The following is a 15,911-nucleotide window of genomic DNA, read 5'->3' on the forward strand; positions in this document are numbered from 1 at the left end:
CAGTGAAGCCTGTTACGGCTTAGAGGTTCGTCAGTTCAACAGCCTGGGGCTGCTGGGCTTCGTGTGGGTGTTCAGCACCGGCATACACGAACAGGTTGCGGAATTGCTCGCGGCCAAGGCGGTTGCCTTGTAGCATGCCCTTCACGGCGTGCTCAATCACGCTGGCCGAGTTCTTGGCTTTCTTGTCACGCAGGTTGATGCGCTTCTGACCGCCGGGGTAGCCCGAGTGCGTGATGTAGATTTTGTCGGTCATCTTTTTACCAGTCACGCGCAGCTTGTCGGCGTTGATAACGATGACGTTGTCGCCGCAATCCGAGTTGGGCGTGAAGGAGGGCTTGTGCTTGCCACGCAGCATGTTGGCAATCTGGCTGGCCAGACGGCCCAGCGGCGCAACACTGGCATCAACCACAACCCAGGCCTTATCGGCGTTGGCTTTGTTGACGGATACCGTCTTGAAGCTCAGATGATCCATTGGGGAAGGGGGTAAGCGTTTGGAAATGAGAAGGAAACCGAACACGGTTCGGCAAAAACGGACACAAAGTTACCGCCTTTCAGGCAAAATGCAAGCTGCTGGCTAATTATTGTCCCTGAAACACTTGGCCGCTCGGAGTAACTTGGTCATACAACACCTGCTGCCCCGTCACGCGCCAGTGCTGGAGCAACTGCGCGTTCAGCCCAGACGCATTTGCATCCGTAATCGGCTGCCAGGCCATAATAGTGCAGTTACTCTGTAAATGCTCTACCGGTGCCTGGCTGCCGGCCAGTTGCTGCAGGGCCGCCCGTTCGCAGGTATTATTCTCGCTCAATCGGATTTTATCGGCATTCATAAAAATACCTCCGAACACAACTACCGCCCCGGTATACCAAGCTTTGGCCCGAGCCGGCAGATAAGTGAGCAGGTAATAAGAGGAGACACCATAGAAGGCAACCAGGGCCAGAATGATGGGGAGTACCGTATCCCGGCGTAGCAAATAGGGGCGGTACACCCGGTAGCCACCCTGCGGCAGCAGCAGCACATAGCCCAGCGCAAACCAGCCCGCCCAGCGGAGCACTATCCGCAGGCGCCGGGCTGCCGGATGACCAGGCAATAGGCGCTTGAGTAGTTGGTCGTTGAGCAGGCAAAACAGCAACAGCAGAGGCAGCCCCAGCTTCCCGGTTACCTGGTAGAAAACCCCTTGCGGCAGTAGTTTATATCTTTCCCATAGGCCGGGTCCGTCCAGCGGGTTTTCAGAATTGTTGCGCCCAATGTACAGGGAATACAAGCACAGCAGCCCGAAAAAAAGCAACAAGCCCACGCCCCGGCGTCCTCCCAATCGACTGACTATTGCAGCTACTGTGCCCCCGCTGGAAAGATGATAGCTAGCATAGGTAAGGATCAGAACTCCTAGTACCACCATAGCCCCAGGAATAACGGGCCCATTAAAAGCCAATACAATGGCCAGTAGCCCAAGGCCTGCTACCTGCAGCTTGGTAAACCGGCTCGCCGCACCGCCCACTGCGGCCCTAAAATAAGGTAGCAGCCAGCAAAGAAGGAGCAGCAGGGGAAAGGCATAAAAACAGGTGTAAGTGATGGAATGATCGATAATTCCCATCTGGCCATTAAAGCCGGCACCCTGAAACAGCGGCACGTATAGCGCGGCGGCCAGCCAGTAGCGCGCGTAGCCCTGGCTGGCTGTTAGCGGCTTACTATACTGCACCAGCACGTACAGCAAAAGAGCTTGGGTGAGGGTCTTGAATAGAGCAGCGGCAGCATAAACACTATCAATAGGCGGCAGAAATGCCTGGAGCCAGAGGGGGACGTGCCGGAAATAGCCCGATAATAATGCGTGGGCAAAATACCGGTTGGGCGCCCCATAATGGGCGTTTTGCGTGAAGGCTGCCCAGCCAAAAGGATCCTGCAGCACACGGGAATACCCTGGGCCGGGCATCACAATAGCTGCTAAATCCCCATCCAACGGCAACTGGTAATTCTGGATAAACGAGTAAACTAAGTCGGCCAGCACAAACAAGGCCAGTACCCAATATCCAGCACGTGGACGCATAACACGAAAAATAAGCTCCTGCTAAAGAATTAGCGGGTAAGAATAGATAAGGAAGTCGGTAACTGCTTAAGCGTATTGCCGCAGCGTATCTACCAGCACGCGGAAGTCCTTGGGGTAGGGCGCCTCTACCGTAATGCTTTCCCCGTTCAGGCGGGCAAAGGTGAGGTTAGCAGCATGCAAGGCAAAACGCTTGATAAACGGCTGCTCTTCCTCGCCTTCCTTCATGTTGAACTTCTTCTTGAGGGAAGAAAGAAAGAAGTCATCGCCACCGTACATAGTGTCGCCCACAATAGGCGCCTGCAGATACATCAGGTGCAGGCGGATCTGGTGCATGCGGCCCGTTACGGGCTGACACTCCAGCAGCGTGTGGCGGGCAAACGTTTCCAGGGTGCGCACCAGCGTTACGGCGGGCTTACCTTTAAACGCTAGCCGCGCTTTCCCTTTGGTAGTGGTTTCAATGCTGCGGTCTACGCGCAAACCATCGTACTGGTGCACGCCCCAGGCCACGGCGTGATACACCTTTTTTACCTCGCGGTTTTCAAACTGCATGGCCAAGTGACGGTAGGCTTCCGGGTTTTTGGCCAGGGCCAGCGCACCGCTGGTTTCTTTGTCAAGACGGTGGCAGGCCTGCACGTCATCGTACACTTCACGGGCCAGGCGCAGAATGTTGGGCGCGCCGCCAAACCGCTCATCCAGCGTGGCTAAAAATGGGGGCTTATTGATGACGACGTAGTCTTCGTCTTCAAATAAAATCAGATCCTTGAAATTCGGTAGCTTCATAACAGGCCACAAAGGTACGGCAATGTTCCCGAAGCCCTACCGTGCCATTCGGATTCTCTATTCGGCCTTGGCTACGCTGGCGGCTCGGCGCGGCTTGGGCAGCTTGAACTCCAGGGCCGTGCCTTGGCCCACCTCGCTGTGCACCCGAATGCTGGACTTATGGGCTTCTACAATGTGCTTGCTGATGGCCAGCCCCAGCCCAGAGCCGCCGGAGTCGCGGGAGCGGCTTTTGTCAATGCGGTAGAAACGCTCAAAAATGCGGTGCTGATGCTCCTTGGGAATACCGGAACCATCGTCCCGCACTTCTATTCGCACATTTTTGCCGCTTTCGTGCAGGCTTACAACCACGTGGCCGCCTTCTCGCCCGTACTTAATAGCATTGTCAATCAGGTTGATGAGCACCTGCCGGATGCGGTTGCGGTCGGCCAGCACACAGAGGCCACCGGCGGGGGGATTAGGTGGAAAAAGCTCCAGGCGCACGTGGCGCTCGGCGGCCTTCTGTTCCAGCAGCTCAAACAGCTCCCACACCAGTGCCACCACATCAAAAACCTGCCGACGCATTCGGATGACGCCCTTTTCCAACTGCGAAATGGTCACCAGATCCTGCACCAAGGCATCCAAGGCGTCCAGACTGTTGGCCGCTTTGCGCAGGAATTTGTCGCGGATGAACTCATCCATCTCGCTGCCTTCTTCCAGAACGGTGTGCACAAAGCCCTGGGCCGCGAAAATGGGGGTCTTTAACTCGTGCGAGACATCGGCCAGAAATTCCCGCCGCAACTTCTGCAGGCGGCGCAACTCGTCTATCTCGCGCTGCTTCCGCTCGGCCATCTGCAAAATCTCGTCGCGCATGCGCTTAAGAGGATCCGGGCGGAAAAGAAACTTGTTGGACAGGCGCCGAAACTCCTTGCGCTTTACCTGCTCCAGCCCGGCATATATATTATTGATTTCACGGAAAATCAGCGCCTCAAACGATAAATACACCAGCAGAAAGCAGGCGGCTACGGTTAAGCCAGCACCCAAAAAGGCTTGCCGAAACTCCAGAGTGGGGGCTATCCAGGCAAATGCCGTGAGCACGCCAGCTACCAGCAGCGCAATAATGATGGCAATGGAGCGTGACGAGAGGTTCATGAAGCGGCTGCTTGTGGCAGCAGGATGAAACCTGCCTCAACAAAATAATAAAATGCCGGGCATCGGTAAAAGACATGTGCCATCACCGACTGGCTATTGTGCATCACAGCGCAGCCAGGGCTGCTACTGGTCCAGGTTGAACTTATAGCCCACCCCTTTGATGGTCTGGATGTGATGGTCGCCAATTTTCTCCCGCACTTTGCGCACGTGCACATCCACCGTACGCGCGAGCACAAAAACATCGTTTCCCCAAATATTCTGCAACAGCTCGTCGCGGTTGAAGACCTTATGGGGTGCAGCCGCCAGAAAGGCCAACAGCTCAAACTCCTTTTTCGGCAGGCTGATTTTCTTTCCCTCCTGATACACGGCAAAGCCCGTACGGTCTATGGTGAGGCCGTTTATTTCAATGGTTTCAGACTGGTGCTGGGGGTCTTTATCGCGGCGTACAAAGGCGGCCAACCGACTGAGCAGGGCGCGAGGTTTAATGGGCTTGGCAATAAAGTCATCGGCCCCCGCCTCAAAAGCGGCTACTTCCGAAAATTCCTCGGCGCGTGCGGTGAGGAAGATGATATAGGTATCCTTGAACTTAGGCATAGCGCGCAGCTGACGGCAAGCCGCTATACCGTCGAGATGGGGCATCATGACGTCCAGCAGAATAATATCGGGGCTGAACTGGGGCGCAATTGCCAGGGCTTTGCGGCCATCGGGGGCGCTGGCTACTTCGTAACCTTCCTTACGCAGGTTGTACTCCAGCAGCTCCACAATATCCGGGTCATCATCTACCACCAGAATTTTGTAGGCATTGGAATGGACAGGGCTATGCACTGGCGGGAGGGTTTTGGTAGAACAAAAAGCGCTGGGACAAAAGTAGACCAAGACAAGGCTTTCCGGGTGTTACCTTTTTGTGAACAAAATTGGACCCCGACATAAAAAAAGCGGCCTACATGGGCCGCTTTTTAAAAAGAATTAATTCTTGGCTACCAGATTTAGCCGGTTTTTGAGGCCTTGGTACTTATACATGTCCACTTTCACGGACCCGACAAACATTTCGGCCTGTATTAGAACCGGAATCTTGTTTCGGTCGTCGGAGAGATACACCGTTATGGCATTTTCACCGCTGAAGAGCTTGTTCTTCGGCATTTTAGGGACCAATTTGATGGCCCGGATGCTGCCGGCCTTGGTTTCCACTGTTTCGCGGCCTTTATACACCACGTCCATATCAAACACCTGGTCGTCGAAGAAGCCTTTCACCGGAATTACCTCGCCTACGCGACGCTGGTCAAAGTTGACAGTACGCAGGAAGTAAAAACCACTGACGATATCCTGAATATTGTCCGGCACCTTGTAAGTGCCGCGCTTGGGGGCGTCTTTGTCCTTTTTCCGGCTTTCTACCTTGGCCATATCCCGCTCATGGTCGAAGTCAATGGTTTCCTTTTTGCGGTAGTTGCCCTCCTCAATGTTGCGGAAGAACTTCTGGGGCAGAATGCTGGTAGTATCAATGTAGGAACGCCACGTGTCCCGAATGCGCAGGAAGAAATCGAAGGAACCGGTAGTGCGGCCGGTTACAGTGGCCTTGTAGCAGGGCCGCTCGTTTACGCGGTGCAGGTCGTCGGAGAGGACGATGGTTGCTTCGGCGGCGTTAATAAGGCCGTAATGTACTTTGTAGTTGAGCGTTTCCCCTTTTGTAAAGCTTGTGTTGGCCACCGTGCGCAAAGTGGCCGCCGGGCGGGCCGCCAGCAAGCCTACAGCTACAAGGGCAGAAAGAGTAGAAAGTATAAACCAGCGGCGAAACATATGAAGCGTCAGTTGAAGCGAAATAGCTGGTCCTATTCAAATGCGGTGCCAGCAAATATAAGCAACCCGGAAACGACCTGCCCGAGCGTATTTGTAAGATACGAACGAAAAAGGCCGAATGGAGTTGGCAGGGACAGAACGGGGTGAGGTAAATACTGCTGAAATCCAACTCAGGCAGACCTAACTCTAGCAATTTAAGGAAAGTGCATCGGGAAAACCATAGTATAACAAAAAAGCCCCTCCAATAATTGGAGGGGCTTTGCCTGTGGGAAGGAACGAGCTTATTCCTCGTCTGCGTCTTCGCCATGCGCATCTACGGTGCGGTCTTCCGGAATGGCTGCCAGAGCAGCTTCCGGCTCACCTTTCACCATCGCGCGGATTTGCGCTTCAATCTTATCCGCCAGCTCAGGGTTGTCCTGCAGAATGGTTTTTACACCCTCGCGGCCCTGACCCAACCGGTCGCCATTGTAAGAGAACCAGGAGCCTGACTTGGCAATGATACCCATATCAACGCCCAGGTCCAGAATCTCACCCACTTTAGAGATGCCTTCGCCGTAGATGATGTCAAACTCCACCACTTTGAAAGGTGGCGCTACTTTGTTTTTCACAACCTTCACCTTGGTGCGGTTACCGGTTACGTTGTCCTTGTCTTCCTTGATCTGGCCAATACGGCGGATATCAAGACGTACCGAGGCGTAGAACTTCAGGGCGTTACCACCCGTGGTAGTTTCGGGCGAGCCGAACATTACCCCGATTTTCTCCCGCAGCTGGTTAATGAAGATGCAGCAGCAGCCGGTTTTGTTGATAGTACCGGTGAGCTTCCGCAGGGCCTGCGACATCAGGCGGGCATGCAGACCCACTTTCGAGTCACCCATGTCGCCTTCCAGTTCACCTTTCGGCACCAGCGCCGCTACGGAGTCAATTACGATGATATCAATGGCACCCGAGGAAATCAGCTGATCGGCAATTTCCAGGGCTTGCTCACCATTGTCGGGCTGGGCAATGAGCAGGTTGGTTGTATCGATGCCTAGCTTCTCGGCATACGATTTATCGAAAGCGTGCTCGGCGTCGATGAAAGCCGCCAGGCCGCCTTTTTTCTGGGCTTCGGCAATGCAGTGCAGCGTCAGCGTGGTTTTGCCCGACGATTCCGGGCCGTAAATCTCAACGACACGGCCGCGAGGCAATCCACCGATACCCAAGGCAATGTCCAGACCAAGCGAGCCAGTGCTGATAGCCGGAATATCGACCACCTTATTGTCGCTCAGCTTCATGACGGTGCCCTTACCGTATGCCTTGTCCAGCTTGTCCATAGTAAGCTGGAGCGCTTTCATTTTTTCGGCAACGGGGTTCGCAGCAGATTTATCAGTAGTTGCAGCCATTAGAAAGGGGTTAAAGAGAAATGCTTAGGTTTGGTGAATGTAGGCGTTTTGGGCGGGCTGACCAACCTGGCCGCCGGCTTTTCAGTACCGGGCAGCAAGGCCGTTTCGGGCCGGCTCATGATAACGCAGCCGAGCTATATTTTGTCCCCGCAATGCTAAAAAAATTCGTTGGTTTTAGGATGTTTTTTCTGTGCTAAATTTTTTAGGAAAGGGCTTGGTTCGTTACCCTCTGATCCTGATAGCGCTAGGCTGGCTGGGCAGTGCCAACCCCGCCTGGGCGCAACTGGATAACCGGGCTTTTTTGCATCCAGTACCACTTGGGCCACAGTACGAGCGGCAGCTGCGGTTGGATGTGCAGGGATTTCTGTTTAACAAGGACAACGAGTATTTCAATAAGATAGACCCCGGTCGCACGTATTTTGGCGCCCACCTGGCCCCGCGGCTAGTGTATTTCCCAACGGGAAACCTGCGCCTGGAGGCTGGCGTGTTTTTGTGGAAGGATTATGGCACCCCGCGGTTCAGGCAGATCCGGCCGCTGTTCACGCTCAAGTACCGTCACGGGCCGCACCATCTGATTTTTGGGAACCTGGAAGGCAACCTGCGCCACGGCTACATCGAGCCCTTATTCGACTTTGAACGGGTAATGACCGACCGACTGGAGGAAGGCATTCAGTACCAATTGCAAACGCCCCGGACCAACTTAGATGCCTGGGTAAACTGGCAGCGCCAGCAGTACCGATTCAGTGATTTTCAGGAGGAAGTAGCCGGTGGTCTCACGGCCGAGCGCCAGCTACTGGGCGATTCTACGGGCTGGCTGGTCAAATTGCCTTTCCAGTTTACGGGTACGCACCATGGCGGCCAGCTGGATACTATTGAAAAGCCACTACAAACCCTTTTCAACGTAGCTACTGGCCTTCGGCTAAGGCGTGCTCTGCCCTCTAACTTGGTTAGTGCCGTCCACTTCGATGGATACGTGACGTATTTCAACGACTATTCCTTTACCCGTGCGCTGGCTTTTCAGGAGGGCACTGGTCTGTACCTGAATGTAGGCACCGATACACGCCTTTCCAACCTACAGCTGGCTTACTGGCAGGGCAACGGCTATATCGCACCGCTGGGTGGGCGCCTGTACCAGTCGGTTTCTTCCTCACCCGTTGATCAGGAGTATGTAGAGCGCCGGCGTCAGTTGCTGATTCTGCGGGTTTTGCGCGACTATCAGCTGCCCGGCAACCTGACGCTCTCCACGCGCTTCGAGCCGCTGTATGATATGAACAACGGGCTCTTCGACTTCTCTTTTGCCTTGTATCTGAATTTCAACCAAAGCTTTTTGCTGACCACGCTACGGCCAAACTAAGAAATAACGGCCGGCAGGTCTTCGCGCTTAAACAGGAAGTACTGAATGGCATCGTTGCGCAGGGGCCGCATAGTCCAGGCCCGGTGACGCGGGGGCAGCAGTTGAAAGCCTACTGACTCAGCTACGGCGCAACTGCGCGCATTATTGGCCCGGCACCGAATCAGGAGCCGGTCGGCCTGCAGGACGCTAAAGCCAAACTCCAGAGCACCGCGCACTGCTTCCCGGGCATAGCCATTGCCCTCGGCGGCGGCATCCAGATAGTAGCTGATTTCGGCGGTTATCTTGTTTGCCCAATTGGGTTTTAGGCTGATGTCACCCAGGTACCGGCCCGTTGCAGGTGCCCAAATCCCGAATACATATAACTGCCCGCTGCGCCAGTCGTCATTAAAGGTTTCCAGTACCTGCCGGGCATCGGCCAGGGTCTGAACGGTAGAAACCCGGGCCGGGAACGCAGGCTGCAGGCGCAGGCGGTTCTCATCCAGTAGTGTAAAAAAGTCTTCCGCGTCGCTGGGTCGGTAAGGGCGTAACTCCAGCCGGGCCGTGCAAAGCGGCGACATAGCAGGGGCCGGAAGAGGAGGATGGGAGGTAGCCATAAGGACATAAACAGCTGCGTATACGGCTTTCTATGCCTATAAAGCTGCCAAAAGCAGTAAAGTTTAGGCATCAGGTAACTTGCCTCCACTACCCTCGTTTAGAGAACTATGCCCGGTTGCGCGCTTTCGAGGCGGGTGGCCGGGCACCCTGTTATCTGCCTTACCCAAATTACCTACAACCAACCCATATTGTGATGACCAGACGATTGGAAAACAAAGTAGCTATTGTCACCGGCGGAGGCTCCGGTATTGGTGAGGCCGTGGCGAAGCGCTTTGCCAAGGAAGGCGCCGCCGTAGTAGTGGCCGGCTTTGCCGAAGACCCCGTGCGCGAGGTAGTAGAGGAAATACTGCAGACCGGTGGCCGGGCGGTAGCTTTTACTGGCGACATTTCACAACTGTCTACCGCCGAAGCCTGCGTGCAGCTGGCAGTGCAGGAGTTTGGCCAGCTGGATATTCTCATCAATAATGCCGGCGTATTTCCTACCACGGCTACACTGGATGAATACCCCGTAGATGCCTTTGAGTATATGATCAAAAACAACATATACTCGGCCTTTATGATGAGCCGCGCGGCCTTGCCGGAGCTACAGAAAACCCGGGGCAACATTGTCTCGGCAGGGTCAGAATCGGGCCAGATGGGGCTGGCCAATAACACGCCGTATGGCGGCACTAAAGGCTTTATTCATTCTTTTATGAAAGGAGTAGCCGTGGAGCAGGCGCCTCAGGGCGTGCGCGCCAACTGCGTGTGCCCCGGCCCTATCGACACCGCGTGGACGCACAAAGAAACCGGCCCTATGACGTCTAAAATGGAGAAAGGCCTGATTTCGGGTACCCCCATGGGACGCCGCGGTACTACCGAGGAGGTAGCTAACGTATACCTGTTCCTGGCCTCCGATGAAGCCAGCTACGTTACGGGCGCCCTTTATTTTGTAGATGGTGGCACCACCATTTCCAAAGGCCCCCACGGCGACGATGTGCCCAGTGACCTGAAAAAGGAACCAGAAGGTACCTTGGACGTGCAGCATGCCAAAGACGGGCACACCAAAATTCGCCCGCAGGATGCCGGTACGATGCTGGCTAGATAAGTTGCCCGGCGACTATGCTGTGGGCGTCGAGGCGTTTCTCCGCTTCATCAACTCCCTTGGATAAGCCCGAGATACAGCCGCATCTTCCAGTTTAAAGGACAAAACAAAAGGCCGCCCTTTCCAGGACGGCCTTTTTTCAGGGCTGTTCAGGGCTACCGAGCTACCGCTGTGCCGGGTACGTTATACTGTGTGGGGCTGCCCAAGGCGCTTTGCGTGCGCATGACATTCACCTGGCGGGCGGCCTCATTAAAGAACTCCAGGCGGCGAATCAGCATTTCCTTGGTTAGTACGCGGCCTTCCGGCGTGCGCATAAAGGACTTTTTGTCCTCCAGAATGCGCTTCATCTCGGCTTCCGTTTGCGACTCGTGCTGCATGTACTGCTGCTGAAACTCCTCCACGCGGGCCATGCCATCGGTGGTCAGGCGGAACTGCGCGCCGCCTTGATTCAGCACTTCACAGAGTACATAAATTTCCAGCGGCAATGAAGTAGCCAGTGCCGTAGTACGCAGGTCTAAACCCGCACGCACTGCATCTAGGATAATATCAATGTTGCGCTCAAACTGCTGGTAGTAAGCGGGGACTTCCATGAGAGAAAGGTATTAGGGCTAAGGTTTTAGACAGAGAAACGATAAGGGCAGTCAGAAAGAATTCAGAATGATGCCTCTAGCCCTGTTTCTGATGCCTATAACAGTTCTTTTACGATTTGCTCCACCGAAATGCCTTCGGCTTCGGCTTTAAAATTACGCACCAGGCGGTGACGCAGGATGGGTAGTGCCACTGCTTTTACGTCTTCGATATCGGGCGAGTATTTGCCACTGAGCAGAGCGTTGCACTTGGCACCTACAATGAGATGTTGCGAGGCGCGAGGGCCGGCACCCCATTCCAGCAGCTGCGTGGCACGGGTAGTACCCCGGTCCGTATTCGGTCGGGTCTTATGTACCAGGCTTACCGCATATTCCACCACGTTGTCGGCTACGGGCACACGGCGCACCAAATGCTGAAACGCCTGAATTTCCTCCGCGTGCAGGACTTTGCGTACGCTGGGCTTGTGGTCGGAGGTAGTGTTTTTTACGATCTGTAGCTCCGCTTCGTAGCTGGGGTAATCCAGTTGAATGTTGAACATAAAACGGTCCAGCTGCGCTTCAGGCAGGGGATAGGTGCCTTCCTGCTCAATCGGGTTCTGCGTGGCCAGCACAAAGAACGGCCGGCTGAGCGGGTAGCGTTGCCCGGCCACGGTTACGGCATACTCCTGCATGCTTTCCAGCAACGCCGCCTGCGTCTTAGGTGGGGTGCGGTTGATTTCGTCGGCCAGCACGATGTTGGCGAAAATCGGCCCTTTCACAAACTGAAAGTCCCGTTGCTGCGTGAGCGTTTCCGAACCCACAATATCGGACGGCATCAAATCCGGCGTGAACTGGATGCGGTTGAAGGACAAATCCAGCGAGTCGGCAATGGTCTGAATCAGCAGGGTTTTGGCCAGGCCCGGCACGCCTACCAGCAGGCAATGCCCTTGGGAAAAAACGGCTGTCAATACCAGTCGTACCACTTCGTCCTGCCCGATAATGACTTTGCCGATTTCCTGACGCAGCGTTTGATAGGACTGGGCCAGCGCATCGGCGGCTTCTTTATCGGAGACAAATGGCATAGAATGGATAGGTTGTTAGTGGATGATGGTTGGGCAGTGTTTGGCGCTTTCCCTAAACGGCGAAACCTCCGCAAGCAGCCCTAAACTATCAACAATTAATTCACAGGTTCCAGCAGCTTGCAGCCGGCATACTCTGGGTCAACCTCAATGAACACGTTACCCCGGTTTTTCAGGAACCAGTCGTCCAGGGCTTTGTTCTTCTTCTCCGTGAGAGCGGCCTGGGCTATTTTCTGGTAATCGTCGTTGAGGTTGGCCTGGTGCGGTGGCGTATTCGATTTCAGCCAGATAATACGCATGGCATCCTTACCGTCATCGGTACGGTAGGGCAGGGGCTTGGTGATGCTGCCCACCTTCATGGTATCAATGGTGAAGAAAATGGCCGGGTCCAACTTATCCAGCGGGAGATAAGTGGTGCCGGTTTGCTGGTTCTCCAACAGGCCGCCGTTGCTGCCGGAAACCTTGTCGTCGGAAACATCTTTGGCAGCTTTAGCAAAGCTGATACTGTCACCCAAAATGCGGTTCCGGACTTTATTCAGAGCATCGGCGGCTTCATTTACGTCAGCCGCGCCGGTGCTGGGCTTCAGCAGAATATGGCGGGTAGAGTAGCTGTCACCCTTCCGCTCAATCAGCTGAATAATATGGAAACCGAATTGCGACTCTACAACCGGAGAAATCTGGCCGGGCTCCAGGCGTAGCGCAGCCGCCTCGTACTCGGGTACTAACTCTTTACGCTTGAAAAAGCCTAGATAGCCGCCTTCCTTGCCGGAGCCGGGGTCCTCGGAATATTGCTTGGCCAGCGTCGCGAAGTCTTCGCCACCCACAATCCGCGCCCGGATGTCGTTGAGCTTGGTGATGGTTTCCTGCTTGGCTTTGGTGTTGGTTTTTGCCAGCTTCACTATCTGACCTATTTCTACTTCAGTAGAGTAATAGGGCAGGCTGTCTTTGGGCGTGCGCTCAAAATAATTGCGCACCTCGCGGGGCGTTACAGTTACTTTGCCCGCAATAATCTTCTGCATTTCCTGGGTGACCAGCTGCTCTTTCACCTGCGCGCGCAACTCCTCTTTCAGCTGACGGATAGGCTTGTTGTAGTACTCCTCCAGCTTCTTCTCCGAGCCAATCTGCTGCACGAAGTAGTTCATGCGGCGGTCCAGCTCGTCGCGCACGCGGCTGTCTTCTACTACCACGGAGTCCGTTTCGGCCTTGGCCAGCATCAGCTTATTTAAAACGATGCTCTGCAGAATCTCACATTTGATGTTGGGTGACAGCGGCTTGCCGTTGGCCTGGGCCTGTTCCTGCAGGTAAATATTCTCCAGATCAGAGCGCAGCACAATCTGGTTGTCCACCTTCACAATAATGCCATCAATCACCTGGCGGGGGGCGGCATTGCGGGAAACACCCAACTGCGCGTAGCTAGTGGCGGTAGTGCCAGCCAGTAACCCTGCCACCAAAAGGACCACACGGGCCGACGAACCAAAAAAATCAATCATGAGCTGCTAATAAAAGCCTGCCGGGTCAGGTTTGCGCCGGAGGCTGTTTGGCAAGGAGAACGTCCCAAGCCGCCCGTAAATTTCAGGATAATTCCTTTCTCCGGCAAAACCGGCACCGGAGCCTCAGCAAGGAGTCGGGAGAAGACCGGAGCGTTGCACGGGCACCCAAGAAAAAGCCCCGGCTGTATTAGGGCCGGGGCTTCACGAAAGGTACGGCTTTACTTTGTAACCAGCTTATCTACCTCAGCCTGGTTTACGGTAACCGGGTACTTGGCCCGCAGCTCCGCAATCCACTCCTTTTCGAGGAAGTTCTGATAGTCGGCGGTAGCCTGGCCACGGGCTTCAGCCAACGTTTTGGGACCAGCTGGCAGCACCTGCTCAATACGCACAAAGTAATAGCGGCCATCTACCTGGGCGTTGTAGGTGCCGGGTTTTTGCGGTAGGCTATCCACCACTTTGCTGTCGCCTTTGGGATAGGCACGCTGCTCTGCTTTCACGGCCAAGGGGTTCTGCTCGTTGAGGGCTTCTTCCAGACCGCTCAGTACCGTCGTATTAATATCGAACTGCACACTGCTGGCTACCGGACGTGGGGCCACTGCGGTGCTTAGCTGCTGCGCGCCTCCCTGCTTGCTCTTCAGGTAATCTACCACGCGGGTAGCGCGGCGCTGGGCCAGGGCGGCAGTTTCGCCACGCTTAATCTGGCCTATTACCCGGACGGTAATAGCGGTATCGTTGTTGAGGCTGATGGCCAGACGGTCCAGAGCATCCTGTCCGGCCTTGGTGAGCGTGGTAGTGCCGGTTTTAAAGGCAGCACTGGTGGGCAGGCCCCGCTTTACGGGGTATTTACCGGCCGCCAGCAACTGCTGGGCACGGCTAAGCAACTGTGGCGAGGCCGCACTGATAACGGTGGCCTGTACGCGGGGCTCCCACTGGTAGTTGGCCTGGTGGTCGTTGAAGAACTTCTGCAGCCCAGCCGTGTCTTCTACGGCTTTAGACCATACTTTCTCATCCATCAGCTGGAACAGAAGAATACCATCACGGTATTCGCGCACCAGCATACGGTAGTCTTCGTATTTCTGCTCCAGATTGGCCTTTTCAAAGTCCATCAGGCTCTGGTTTACATACTGGTCGTAAAGCAGCTGCATAGTGTGGTGGGCGTCGGCGCCGGGGCGCGACTGCTGATTCTGCTGCACATAGTCAAAGAAGCTCTTCACCGAGTAAGGCGTGCCTTTGATGGTAAACAGCGGCTGGTTTACGCCCTTGCCAGCTACTTTGTCCTGGGAGCCCATGGTTCCCATCACGTATTTGAAGCGGCCGTTCACCAAGGCCGTATCGGCCAGCGCAAAGGCGGCTTCCTTGCCAGCTTTATTTTCCGTGAACTGATTTTCGGTGCGGATGCGCTTCAGGAAGGCTTCGCGGTTCAGCTCCGAGCGGGAGTCTTTCGATACCTTGCTTTTTAGCATCGGCTCCATATCGGCAAAGCTGGGCAGGGTTTGCTTGCCGATAAGCTTGATGATGTGCCAGCCATAGGGTGTTTGCACCGGGGCCGACAAATCTCCGGGCTTTTGCAGCTTAAAGGCGGCTTCTTCAAAGCTCGGAATCATGCGGCCAGTGCCGAAGGGAGGCAGCTCACCGCCGTTGGCTGCCGAGCCGCCATCCTCGGAGAACTGACCTACCAGCTTCTCCCAGTTTTCGCCGCGCTTCAAACGGCCATATAAGGCATCAATCTTCTTTTTAGCAGTAACCGAATCGGCCGCGGGCATGCCGGGCGTGGCCCGGATCATGAGGTGCGCTACTTTTACTTCGCCCTGCGCCTGCCGCGCATCGGTTACTTTAATAATGTGGTAGCCGTAGCGCGTGCGCACCGGCTGCGATACTTCGCCTACCGGCGTTTTATAGGCCGCGGTTTCAAACGGATACACCATTTGCAGCGCCGTGAAATAGCCCAGACGGCCGCCATTTTCGCGGGCCGAAGGGTCTTCGGACGTTTCGGCGGCTACTTTAGAAAAGTCCTCACCACCCGTCACGCGCTGGCGCAGGGCCAGGGCTTTCTGATAAGCAGCCAGGGTATCTTTAGGGTCCGCATCGGGGGCAATGCGCACCAGAATGTGGGCCGCGCTAATTTCCTTGCTCAGTCGGTCATAAGCTTCGCGCACCAGCTGGTCGGTTACGCTTTTTTCCGTGAGGTAGGGCTGTGCCAACTGCTGCTTATAGCCGTCCAACTCGCGCTGAAAAGCCTGGGTGGTATCCAGGCCACGGCTTTCGGCTTCCAGCACTTTCAGCTTGAAGTTGGTATATAAATCCAGGTATTCAGCTACACTGGCCTTGGTGCCGGCCTCAGGCGTACCGCTGTTGTTTTTGCGGTACACGTAAGCAAATTCCGAGGCCGGTACTTCGTGCGTACCCAGCGTTTCCAGAACGGGCTGTTTAGCGGAAGAAGGCGTCTTGGAGGTCTGGCACCCGGCCAGCAATACCGCGGCTACTGCCCCGGTCAAAAGAATGCGTCTGCGCATACAGTAGGATAGAAGGCAAGGAAAGTCGACTGGCGGGACATGGCCCACGGCTGGCTGACTGTCGCAATTTTACGGATTTTTTTCTGCCCGTACAGGCCATAAAAAAGCACC

Annotated in this window: 14 protein-coding genes; 2 read left to right on the forward strand and 12 right to left on the reverse strand. The window is 55.2% G+C overall.

The genetic code is table 11. The features are described from left to right. Positions 1-19: 19 nt before the first annotated feature. The 7 genes from rplM to recA form a co-directional block, all read right to left on the reverse strand. Positions 20-472: a 50S ribosomal protein L13 gene (gene rplM, locus Q4G72_RS05050; RefSeq protein ID WP_303310314.1), complete on the reverse strand. Its 453-nt coding sequence runs from the start codon at positions 470-472 to the stop codon at positions 20-22. A gap of 106 nt (positions 473-578) precedes the next feature. Continuing rightward, positions 579-2,042 carry a hypothetical protein gene (locus Q4G72_RS05055; RefSeq protein ID WP_303310315.1) on the reverse strand — a complete coding sequence of 488 codons (1,464 nt, stop codon included), beginning with the start codon at positions 2,040-2,042 and terminating at the stop codon, positions 579-581. A gap of 66 nt (positions 2,043-2,108) precedes the next feature. After that, positions 2,109-2,822, reverse strand: coding sequence for an RluA family pseudouridine synthase (locus tag Q4G72_RS05060; protein WP_303310316.1), 714 nt, complete (start codon positions 2,820-2,822; stop codon positions 2,109-2,111). Between the two features lie 57 nt (positions 2,823-2,879). Beyond that, the gene (locus Q4G72_RS05065; RefSeq protein ID WP_303310317.1) at positions 2,880-3,950 is read right to left on the reverse strand and encodes a sensor histidine kinase; all 1,071 of its coding nucleotides are present in this window, start codon (positions 3,948-3,950) and stop codon (positions 2,880-2,882) included. A 123-nt stretch (positions 3,951-4,073) separates the two neighbouring features. Further along, on the reverse strand, positions 4,074-4,775 hold the full coding sequence (locus tag Q4G72_RS05070) for a response regulator transcription factor (protein ID WP_303310318.1): 702 nt from the start codon (positions 4,773-4,775) through the stop codon (positions 4,074-4,076). Positions 4,776-4,916: 141 nt separating this feature from the next. Next, on the reverse strand, positions 4,917-5,744 hold the full coding sequence (locus Q4G72_RS05075) for a DUF3108 domain-containing protein (protein ID WP_303310319.1): 828 nt from the start codon (positions 5,742-5,744) through the stop codon (positions 4,917-4,919). Positions 5,745-6,025: 281 nt separating this feature from the next. Then, positions 6,026-7,123 carry a recombinase RecA gene (gene recA, locus Q4G72_RS05080; RefSeq protein ID WP_303310320.1) on the reverse strand — a complete coding sequence of 366 codons (1,098 nt, stop codon included), beginning with the start codon at positions 7,121-7,123 and terminating at the stop codon, positions 6,026-6,028. Positions 7,124-7,337: 214 nt separating this feature from the next. Here recA and Q4G72_RS05085 point away from each other — a divergent pair, with 214 nt between their 5' ends. Further along, complete coding sequence (locus tag Q4G72_RS05085; RefSeq protein WP_303310321.1) at positions 7,338-8,477, forward strand: lipid A deacylase; 1,140 nt, start codon at positions 7,338-7,340, stop codon at positions 8,475-8,477. On the opposite strand, the gene Q4G72_RS05090 is transcribed toward Q4G72_RS05085, so the two are convergent. Continuing rightward, positions 8,474-9,034, reverse strand: a complete 561-nt coding sequence (locus Q4G72_RS05090) for a GNAT family N-acetyltransferase (RefSeq protein ID WP_303310322.1) — start codon at positions 9,032-9,034, stop codon at positions 8,474-8,476. The genes Q4G72_RS05085 and Q4G72_RS05090 overlap by 4 nt on opposite strands. Before the next feature lie 230 nt (positions 9,035-9,264). On the opposite strand from Q4G72_RS05090, the gene Q4G72_RS05095 reads away from it, so the two are divergent. After that, positions 9,265-10,155 carry an SDR family NAD(P)-dependent oxidoreductase gene (locus Q4G72_RS05095; RefSeq protein WP_303310323.1) on the forward strand — a complete coding sequence of 297 codons (891 nt, stop codon included), beginning with the start codon at positions 9,265-9,267 and terminating at the stop codon, positions 10,153-10,155. 152 nt (positions 10,156-10,307) lie between these two features. Here the strand turns inward: Q4G72_RS05095 and Q4G72_RS05100 are convergent, their stop codons facing one another. The 4 genes from Q4G72_RS05100 to Q4G72_RS05115 form a co-directional block, all read right to left on the reverse strand. Further along, positions 10,308-10,742 carry a hypothetical protein gene (locus Q4G72_RS05100; protein WP_303310324.1) on the reverse strand — a complete coding sequence of 145 codons (435 nt, stop codon included), beginning with the start codon at positions 10,740-10,742 and terminating at the stop codon, positions 10,308-10,310. A gap of 95 nt (positions 10,743-10,837) precedes the next feature. Continuing rightward, positions 10,838-11,800, reverse strand: a complete 963-nt coding sequence (locus tag Q4G72_RS05105) for an AAA family ATPase (RefSeq protein WP_303310325.1) — start codon at positions 11,798-11,800, stop codon at positions 10,838-10,840. 95 nt (positions 11,801-11,895) lie between these two features. Then, positions 11,896-13,287, reverse strand: a complete 1,392-nt coding sequence (locus Q4G72_RS05110) for a peptidylprolyl isomerase (RefSeq protein ID WP_303310326.1) — start codon at positions 13,285-13,287, stop codon at positions 11,896-11,898. Between the two features lie 218 nt (positions 13,288-13,505). Next, complete coding sequence (locus Q4G72_RS05115; protein ID WP_303310327.1) at positions 13,506-15,800, reverse strand: peptidylprolyl isomerase; 2,295 nt, start codon at positions 15,798-15,800, stop codon at positions 13,506-13,508. Between the last annotated feature and the right edge of the window lie 111 nt (positions 15,801-15,911).

Source organism: Hymenobacter sp. BT730, from assembly GCF_030542105.1.
Lineage (GTDB): Bacteria > Bacteroidota > Bacteroidia > Cytophagales > Hymenobacteraceae > Hymenobacter.